At 68.7% G+C, this 9,292-nt stretch carries 8 protein-coding genes; all 8 read right to left on the bottom strand.

Translation table 11 applies throughout. From position 1 onward, the window contains the following. Positions 1-1,310: GntP family permease (locus VD964_RS00135; RefSeq protein WP_324864292.1), on the bottom strand; the 1,310-nt coding region annotated here is incomplete at its 3' end. 286 nt (positions 1,311-1,596) lie between these two features. Further along, a complete protein-coding gene (locus VD964_RS00130) occupies positions 1,597-3,330 on the bottom strand; it encodes a thiamine pyrophosphate-binding protein (RefSeq protein WP_324864290.1) in 1,734 nt (577 codons plus the stop codon). Positions 3,331-3,567: 237 nt separating this feature from the next. Continuing rightward, positions 3,568-4,782 (bottom strand): acyl-CoA dehydrogenase family protein, encoded by a 1,215-nt coding sequence (locus VD964_RS00125; protein ID WP_324864288.1) that lies wholly within the window; start codon positions 4,780-4,782, stop codon positions 3,568-3,570. Positions 4,783-4,813: 31 nt separating this feature from the next. Then, positions 4,814-5,830: an ABC transporter substrate-binding protein gene (locus tag VD964_RS00120; protein WP_324864286.1), complete on the bottom strand. Its 1,017-nt coding sequence runs from the start codon at positions 5,828-5,830 to the stop codon at positions 4,814-4,816. Positions 5,831-5,891: 61 nt separating this feature from the next. After that, positions 5,892-7,016 carry an LLM class flavin-dependent oxidoreductase gene (locus VD964_RS00115; RefSeq protein ID WP_324864284.1) on the bottom strand — a complete coding sequence of 375 codons (1,125 nt, stop codon included), beginning with the start codon at positions 7,014-7,016 and terminating at the stop codon, positions 5,892-5,894. A gap of 50 nt (positions 7,017-7,066) precedes the next feature. After that, positions 7,067-7,900 (bottom strand): ABC transporter ATP-binding protein, encoded by an 834-nt coding sequence (locus VD964_RS00110; protein WP_324864282.1) that lies wholly within the window; start codon positions 7,898-7,900, stop codon positions 7,067-7,069. Between the two features lie 6 nt (positions 7,901-7,906). Continuing rightward, positions 7,907-8,719: an ABC transporter permease subunit gene (locus tag VD964_RS00105; RefSeq protein WP_324864280.1), complete on the bottom strand. Its 813-nt coding sequence runs from the start codon at positions 8,717-8,719 to the stop codon at positions 7,907-7,909. A gap of 171 nt (positions 8,720-8,890) precedes the next feature. Continuing rightward, entirely contained in the window at positions 8,891-9,283 is a 393-nt protein-coding gene (locus VD964_RS00100; RefSeq protein ID WP_324864294.1) for a LysR family transcriptional regulator, read from the bottom strand. Between the last annotated feature and the right edge of the window lie 9 nt (positions 9,284-9,292).

Below are 9,292 nucleotides of genomic sequence, written 5' to 3'. Positions count from 1 at the left end.
AGGGCGCCGACCGTCCCCTGGATCAGGGTTCCCAGGGTCTGCAGCCGATAGCCGTCGCGCGTGGTCATGTTCGAGAACTGCGTGACCACCCAGAAGAAGCTGTCGTTGGCGTGGGAGACCACCATCGCCCCGGCGCCGATGGCCACGGTCACCAGCGCCTTGGCGGTGTCGCTGTCGAGGCCCAGTGCCGGCAGCAGCGGAGCCATGAGGCCGGCGGTCGTGATGATCGCGACGGTGCTGCTGCCCTGCGCCGTCTTGATGCCGGCCGCCACCAGGAACGGCAGCCAGATCCCGAGGTTGGCGCTCGCCAGGCTCTCGCCGATGACCTTGGCGATGCCGGAGTTCTGCAGCACCTTGCCGAACGCGCCGCCGGCGCCGGTGATCGTGATGATGATCGCCGCATCGATCACGGCCTGTCCCACCCAGCCTGAGGTGGACAGCATCTCCCGGGTCAGCCGCTTCGGCAGCATCAGCGCCAGCCCGACGCCGATCAGAAGCGCCACGACGGGCTGGCCCAGGAAGGACAGGACCGGCACGAGGCCGCCCGTGCCGAACGGCTTGGCCGGCAGCTCGGCGATGGAGCGGAGCACGATCAGCAGGATGGGAACCGCGATCGGAACCAGCGCCTTGCCGGCCGACGGTGCATCGGCGTCGGCCTGCGGCGCGTCGCGGGCGGGTTCCTCGTCGGGACGGTAGGGCTCGATCGGCACGCGCGCGGCGAACAGGATGGCGAACAGCCAGCCGGCGGCTGTGGCGACGGCGCCGATCGCCATGCCCCACAGGATGACGAGCCCCAGGTCGGCGCCGAGGATGCCCGCCGCGGCGACCGGCCCAGGGGTCGGCGGCACCATGGTGTGGGTGGCGTACAGTCCGAGCGCAAGCGCGATGGATGTGGCGGCTAGGCTGATCCCGGCCTTGCGCGCCACAGCCTTGTTCAGGGACGACAGGATGACGAATCCGGAATCGCAGAACACCGGGATGGAAACCAGATAGCCCATGACGGACATGGCCAGCGGCGCGTTCCTCTCCCCGGTGATGCGCAGGATGCTGGAGGCGAGGCGGAAGGCGCCCCCGGATTTCTCCAGGAAAACGCCGATGATGGTCCCGGCGATGATGACGATGCCGATCGAGCCGATGGTGCCGCCGAACCCCTCGTTCACCGATTTCACCACCTCGGCCAACGGCATGCCGGACAGGATGCCGAAGCCGAACGCAGTGATGAGGAGCGCCAGGAAGGGGTGCAGGTTCAGCCGCGCGGTGGCGAGCACGATGAAGGCGATGGACAGCAACAGCAGCAGGACCAGCAGCACGGCGTCCCTCCCAAGCAGCGAAGTTCTCCAGGCCTACCATGCCCATCGGTGGCGCGGATTTGCTCCATTGGAGTGTTCGCGGCCTCATGAGGCTTGCCGCCCTTGGGGATTCCCCGTCGGATAAGCCCGTGGTCACCACCCTGCGGGGGACGCGTGTCCGCCGACTTGCGGCCCCGAGTAGCCTGATGGGCTCGATAACGCGCCAGGGCACCCGATGTGCCGGCAGCCGGCAGGAGCAGGGCATTCCGGGAGCACCGATGCACGAGATCGCCCCCAAGCGGGGGCTCTAACCCGTGGCACGCCGCAGCAGGGCCCGGCCGGCGAAGCGCAGGCGCTGCGACAGCGGGAAGCGGCGGAAGGTGGACTTGGCGGTGCCGCTGGTGAAGGCGGTGCGCTTGCCGTAGTCGATGGCGACCTCGACCACCACCGGGCCGTGCTTCGCCCGGGCGCGGGCCTCGCCGACGGCCGCGGCGATGCCGGCGTCGTCGGGCATGAAGACATAGGCCGCACCGGTCGCCTGGGCCACGCCGGCCACGTTCAGCACGCCGACCGTCGTGCAGGGCTTGCGGTTGTAGGGGATCTGCTGGGCCTGGGCGATCTGGGACAGCTCGCCGTCGCGGAAGACGAAGAAGACGATGCCCAGCCCCCGTGCCGCCGCGGTGGCGATCTCCATGCAGGTCATCATGAAGCAGCCGTCGCCGACCACGGCGAACACGTCCTTCTCCGGCCGGGCCAGCTTGGCGCCGATGGCGGCGGGCACGGCGTAGCCCATGGCGTTGAAGTCGCTGGGTGTCAGCAGGCGGCCACCGCGATGGATGGGAAACAGCTCGGCGGCGAGATAGGTGTGGTTGCCGTCGTCCAGAACCGCGATGGCGTCGTCGGGCATCTGCCGGCGGAGCTCGTCGAAGAAGCGTGCGGGGTTGACCCGTCCCCGGCTGTCGTGGGCATACCATTCCTCGCGCCAGGCAGCCTTGTCGCGCGCGATCTGCCGGGCGAGCCCGTCCGCATCGCCGGCCCGGCCGCCACGGCGGCGGATCTCCTCGACCAGCGCCGTCAGCACCGTCGCGGCATCGCCGACGATGCCGGTCTCGGCAGGATAGTTGGCACCGATCACCTCGGGGCAGATGTCGACGTGAATGAGCGCCGGAGGCACCGCTGCCGCGAAGCTGCCGGTCGGGATCTCGCCGAAGCGGGTGCCCACCGCCAGCAAGGCATCGCAGCCTTTGAAGGCGTTGCGGGCTGCCGGGACCGCCGACGGGCTGAAACCGAAGCCGGCATGGAGGGGATGATCGGCGGGAAAGCTGGCCAACCCCTGCAGGGTGGTGCTTACCGGCGCGTGCAGCAACTCGGCCAGGGCTGCGATCTGGCCGGTGGCGGCGCGTGCGCCCCAGCCTACGAACAGGCCGGGGCGTCCAGCTGCCAGCAGACGGTCTGCGGCGCGACGGATCAGCACCGGATCGGGCGGCGGCGGGGAAGGAGGCGGCGTCCAGCGCGGCACCGCGCCGGCCTCGCCGGGGAAGAGCTGCAGATCGAGCGGAATCTCGACCAGCACCGGGCCGGGCTGGCCGCCGGTGGCGATGCGATAGGCGTCGAAGAGGGTGGGGACCACGTCCTCGTGCCGTTCGACCCTGAACGCCGCCTTGGTCAGCGCTGCCGCCAAGGCAAGCTGGTCCAGGCCGTGCAGCTGGTAGCGCCGCCCGGTGTCGCTACGGATGCCGCCGGTCAGCACCAGCATGGGGATGCCGTCGAGGAACGCCTCGCCGATGCCGCTGGCGGCATGGGTGAAGCCGGCCGCCGGCACGATCACCAGCGTACCGATGCCGGTGTCGGACACCCGGCTGACCGCGTCGGCCATGAAGGCGCCGCCGCCCTCGTGGGTCACCAGGACCGGCGTGATAAGGGCGCTGCTGTTCAATTCGTCATAGAGTTCGGTGGTGTGGACACCCGGGATGCCGAAAATATACCGGACGCCCAACTGCTCCAGGGCATGCACCGCCAACCAGGCCGCGGTCTTCTTCATCGCGATCGCTCCCTTCCGGGACTTGGTCGCTCAAGCGGCGTGGCAAAGGGGCGGCTTGCGCGGCTGGCAATGATGAACGCTCGCCGCATGGTTCCACAGGCGGTCCATGTTGGCAATCGTCCCACATCTTCATCGAGCCAATGCAGATAAGTAAAATTTTCATCACGTTCGTCTTAAATATTGTGAAATACTGACGGATACCGAGTGCATACTTCACAACAGGATATGAATTTCTTCTCACGGGCTTTGCGGTGAAAGGGCGGCGCGCCCGGCGCCGGCCAGAATCATGTCGTTCTGCGGAGCGTGGACGCGGGCGCACAGGACGTCGCGATGATGGCGCTCCAATGGATTGTCGCGTGACAGGCCGGGATTGCCGGTGACCTCCAGAGCCCGCGCCACCGTGTCGATGGCGTTGTTGGTCACCGTGTATTTCACCAGCAGTGCGTCGCTCTGCGAAGGCGGAGTGCCGCCATCGACCGCCGCCGACAGGGAGCGCAGAAGGATGCGGTTGGTCAGCAGCAGCGCCTCGATCCCGCCCAGCGCCTCTTGCAGGCGGGGAACTGTGGCCAGCGAAGCCCCGCCGAGCCCGGTCGGCCTGCGGGCTTGCAGGAAGCCGATCAGCCAGTCGCGTGCCGCACGGGCGATGCCGTCATAGACGCCACTGAACAGGGCGGACATCCAGGCGGTGGCGACCGCATCGGGGGCGGCCCAGCCGGCGGGCGGGCGCAGCTCTCCGGCATGGTCGTCGGGCACGAAGACGTCGTGGAACACCACCTCGTGGCTGCCGCTGGCCCGCATGCCGATGTGGTTCCAGGTTTCCCGCACCTCGATCCCCTGTTCCGCCAAACCATTGCCGCGCGGAACCACCCAGGTGCCGACAAGCGGTTCTGCATCGTCGGTGCGCGCCCAGACGCCGAGCCAGGACAGAGCCGGAACGCCGGTGGAGTAGATCTTGGTTCCCGATATGCGCCAACCGCCCGGCACCTTGCGCGCCATTGTGGCCGGCAGGCCGCCGCGGTGGGGCGTGCCCAACTCCGGCTCCACCCGCAGGATGTTGACCAGGGCACCGTCTGTCGCGGCGGAGCGGGCAATGCGGTCGCGCAGAGCCTCCGGCCAGGCGGACCCGCGCCAGAGCTGGTTGTGGATGACATATTGCAGCACCAGAACCAGCGCGGTGGACGGCTCGCCGCGGGCGATGCCGTTCACCACCGCCAACGCATCCCCCAGCCCGCCGCCCTTGCCGCCTGCCGCCTCCGGCGTGACCAGCGCCAAAATCCCCTCATCCGCCAGCCGGTCGAAATTCTCGAACGGGAAGCTGGCGGCGGCGTCATGCTCGCCGGCGCGCTGCGCGAACTCCGCCGACAGGGCTGCGATCAGCGACGGGTCGACCACCGGAGCAGTGCGGGGCTCGCCAAACTTGGCGGCCGGGAAGGGCAGGTCATCGAAGGGCATGGCAGGCTTTTCCGCTAGGGTGGAGTGGAAATCAGGCGAGGTCGACCGTGATGCGCCCGGCGAAGCGCTGGCTGTCGGTGGAGCGCTTGATGACCGACACGCTCTTCAGCTCGTCGGTGTAGAGCGCCAACTGCTGGCGCAGCTCATCGCCGATGGGGGTGACGTTGTGGGCGTGGCTGCGCAGCATCGCCTCCAGCTCCTCCACCGGGAATTTCGGAGCGAAGGGGGCGTAGGCCGCTGCGGCGGCGCGCAGGTCGGCATAAGCGGCGTGCTGCGCCTCGATCAGCGCCGTTGTCAGCGCCTTGGCCGCCGGGCGGTTGTCGCGCAGCAGGCTGCCGCGCACGCCGACGAGGCAGCAGGTGCGGGTGGCGAACTCGCCGCAGACATTGTTGGTGATCTCCACCATCCGTGGGTCCTTGGTGTGGCGCCAGACCAGCGGATCGCCGTCGGCGATGGCGTGGATCTCGCCCTTCTCCACCGCCAGCCCCAGCAGGTCGGCGGGGAACTGGCGCCATTCGACGTCCTTGTTCGGGTCGATGCCGAATTTCGTCAGCACGACGGAGAAGAAGTTCTTCGACGGGCTGGCCATGTCGCTGACGCCGATGGTCTTGCCGGGCAGGTCCAGCACGGTCTTCACCCCCGCCTCTTTGGCCCCGAACAGCCGCATGCAGCCGCCATGCAGGCCGGCGGAGATCTTCACGTCGAAGCCCTGCTCCAGCGGCTTCAACCAGCGCAGGGCCATGCCGACGCCGGCATCGGCCTTGCCGGTGGCTATGGCTTCAAGCAGCTGGTCGGTGGAACCGGTGAAGTTGATCAGCTCCACCTCCAGCCCATGCTTCTTGAACAGGTCGAGCTGGAACGCCAGCGGCACGGCGGAAAAGCAGACGGCGCCGGCATTCCAGGACAGGCGCAGCGGTTCGGCCGCCACAGCCCGCCGGCGCAGGACGAAGGGAGCGGCGAGGGTGACGGCGCCGGCTGCGATCAGGCCGCGGCGGGACAGGGGGCGGGCCAATGGGCGCAGTAGGGAAAGGGCCGAATTCGCGGTCATTGTTCGTGGGCCTTCGCGAAGGATGGGAAGCAAAGGGGGGGAAGCTTCTGGAGCAGCACGCTCACTCCGCCGCGACGGCCTGGGCGCGTCGGCGCTCGGCCACCAACTGGCGGACGCGCGGCAGAAGATCCCGGCCATAGGCGATGGCGTCGGGCAGCGGGTCGAAGCCGCGGATCAGGAAGGTGGTGACGCCGAGGTCGTAATAATCCAGCAGCGCGTCGGCGACCTGATCGGGCGTGCCGACCAGAGAGGTGGAGTTGCCCTTGGCCCCGGTCAGGCCGGCGATGGCTGTCCACAGGCGCTTGTCGTGGCGATGCCCCTTGTCGGCGATGGACAGCAGGCGGCGGGCACCCTCGTTGTTCGGCAGCTCGCCACGGCTGAAGCCGGTCTTCTCCAGCAGCGCCTTGGCCTTCTCGTAGGTGGCCTCGGCCTTGGCCCAGGCGGCGTCCTCGGTCTCGGCCAGGATCGGGCGCAGAGACAGGCTGAAGGCCGGCTGCGGACGGCCGGCCTTGGCGACGGCGGCACGCACGCGGGCCAGCAGCTCGCGCACCTGATCATGGGTTTCGCCCCACACCGCATAGGTGTCGGCATGGCGCCCTGCCACCTCGACGGCGGCCGCGGAGGCGCCGGCGATCCACACCGGGATGCCCGACGGGTTGTAGGGCTTCACCTGCGAGAATGCCTTTTCGACCTGATAGAAGCGGCCCTGGTAGTCGAAGGGCTTGTCGCTGGTCCATTCGGCGCGGACGATGTCGAGGAATTCCGACGTGCGGGAATAGCGGTCGTCCTTGTCGTCCACCGTGTTGCCGTCGCGGGCAAGCTCGCTGCGCTCCGCGCCGGTGATGACGTTGATGGCGACGCGGCCGCGGCTCAGCTGGTCCAGCGTGGCGAGCTGGCGGGCCAGGATGGTCGGCGCCTGGAAACCGGGTCGGTGGGCGATCAGCACGCCCAGCCGGTCGGTGACGCTGGTGATGTGCTGGCTGACCTGCAGGCTGTCGGGTGCGTCGGCGTGGAAGGCCTGGAGCACCGAATCGAAGCCGCCCAGCTCATGTGCCTTGGCGACCGTCTCGATGTAATCGCGATCCACCACCGGACCCTGGCGCGGGATGATCTCCGACGCATTGTGGTTGCCGACGAAGCCGACGAAGCGAAGCGGGTGGGTGGCGGAATCATGAGTGGACGTCATGGCGTTGGTCCCCTGTTTTCGGTGACGAGGGTATGGGAGGCTGTCGGTGGTCAGAGGCTGGGCGCTGCGGCGGCACCGGTGGGCAGGCCGTAGCCGCCGGGCTTCGCGCCGGAGGTTCTGGCGTCGGTGCGCTGCGGTTCCCGTGTGGCGAGATGCTCCTCATCGACGCCCAGCTCGGCGAGCAGGCGGGAGCGCAACGCGATGAAGCCGGGGTCGCCGTGGCGGCGCGGGCGGGCGAGCGGGATCGGGATGTCGGCGGCGATCTTGCCGTTCGCCATCACCACGGCGCGGTCGGCAAGCAGCAGCGCCTCGTCCACGTCGTGGGTCACCAGCAGGACGGCGGGGGCATGGGCGCGCCATAGCGTCTCCACCAGCCCCTGCATGCGCATCCGGGTCAGCGCGTCCAGCGCCGCGAAGGGTTCGTCGAGCAGAAGCAGCCGCGGTTCGCGGACCAGGGCGCGGGCCAGCGCCGCCCGCTGCGCCTCGCCGCCCGACAGGGTCAGCGGCCAGGCACGGGCACGGTGGGACAGCCCGACCTCGGCCAGGGCCGCCAAGCCGCGGGCTTCGGCATCGGGATGGCGCAGCCCCAGCGTGACGTTGCGCAGGACGTGCATCCAGGGCACCAGCCGCGGCTCCTGAAACACCGCCGCGCGTTCTTCCGGCAGTTGCACGGTGCCCTCCGGCGCCTGGTCCAGCTTCGCCAGCGTGCGCAGCAGCGTGGACTTGCCGCAGCCGGATCGGCCGAGCAGGGCGGTGAAGGAGCCCGGTTGAAGGTCGAGCGACAGCCTGTCCAGCACATTGCCGTTGCCGAAGTTGCGGATGAGGCCGCGGACGCTGACGACGGGTTTGGACGGAGTGGAAATCCGGGAAAGGGCGTGGCTCATGGAGGGTCACTCCTTGATGAAGGCTGGGCGCCAGACCAGCGCCGAGCGTTCGATGAGGCGGACGATCAGGTCGGCGAGCAGGCCGAGGATGGCGTAGACGATCAGGGCGACGATGATCACGTCGGTGCGCAGGAACTCCCGCGCCGTCATCGCCAGATAGCCGATGCCGCTGGAGGCGTTGATCTGCTCCCCCACCACCAGGCTGAGCCAGGCGACGCCGAGCGCATAGCGCAGCCCGGTCAGGAAGGCCGGCAGGGCGCCCGGCAGGATGACCTGGGCGATCAGTTCCCACCGGGTCAGGCCGAGGGTGGACACGGCCTCCACCACCTTGGCGTCGACGGTGCGGATGCCGGCGAACAGGTTGAGGTAGATCGGGAAGGCGGTGCCGAGCGCCACCAGGGCGATCTTCGGCGTCTCGCCGATGCCGAACCACAGGATGAACAGCGGCACCAGCGCCAGATGGGGCAGGGTGCGCAGCATTTGCAGTAGGGCGTCCAGCGCATCCTCTCCCCGCCGCGACAGGCCGGCGATCAGGGCGCAGACTGTGCCGGCCGACACGCCGATGGCTAGTCCGGCACTGACCCGGCCGAGCGAGACCAGCAGATGCACCGCCAACTCGCCGCTGATCGCCAAGTCCCAGAAAGCGGTGAGGATCTGGCTGGGCGACGGGATGGAGCGGGTGGAAATCCAGCCGAGCCCGACGCTGGCCTGCCACAGCACGAGCAGCGCCAGCGGTACGGCACAGCGGCGGAGACCCGCCGGAAGCGTCCAGGCGCGGGATCGGCGTCCCGTTTTTTGGATCGCGGTGGCTGGCGTCATGCTCTCTCCCGAGGCCGGTCTGTTGCGATGGCTACGGGAGAAAGCGTATCCCTATTGTGTAAATAGGGAAAACAAAAACACAAGAAAAACCGTTGAGAAAAACTTAAGTAACAAGTCAATTTCGTTGTTTGTATGCGCCTGCATCACACGGGACTCCGGCCATCGATTCCGTCAGGGTCCCGTGCAGCCGGTCGACCGCCGCCCACAGGCCGGACAGGCTGGGGCTGGTGAAGGTGATGCGCCATGGGCGCCCGCCGCCGTTGTGCCGCTCGATGCCGTGCCGGCGTCCATCGCCCGGCCGCGGGCGGCCGTCAGCGCCTCGTCATTCAAGGCGACGATGCGGCGTGCATAGCCGAGCAGCAGGTCGCCGACATCGGTCGGCGCCACCGTGCGCCCGGCTTTGCGGAACAGCGGCTGTCCAACCTGCTCTTCCAGCTTCTTCATTTGCAGGCTGATGGCCGACTGGGTCCGCCCAAGCCGCTCGGCGGCGCGGGCGAAGCCGCCATTCTCCATAGCGATCACCAGCGCCCGCAGCACGTCCATGTCGAGGTTGGTGGGGAACATCGCCAACTC

It is taken from the genome of Azospirillum sp. (genome assembly GCF_035628975.1).
In the GTDB taxonomy this organism is placed as follows: Bacteria; Pseudomonadota; Alphaproteobacteria; order Azospirillales; family Azospirillaceae; genus Azospirillum.
This window is presented reverse-complemented; position numbering and strand designations above follow the sequence as displayed.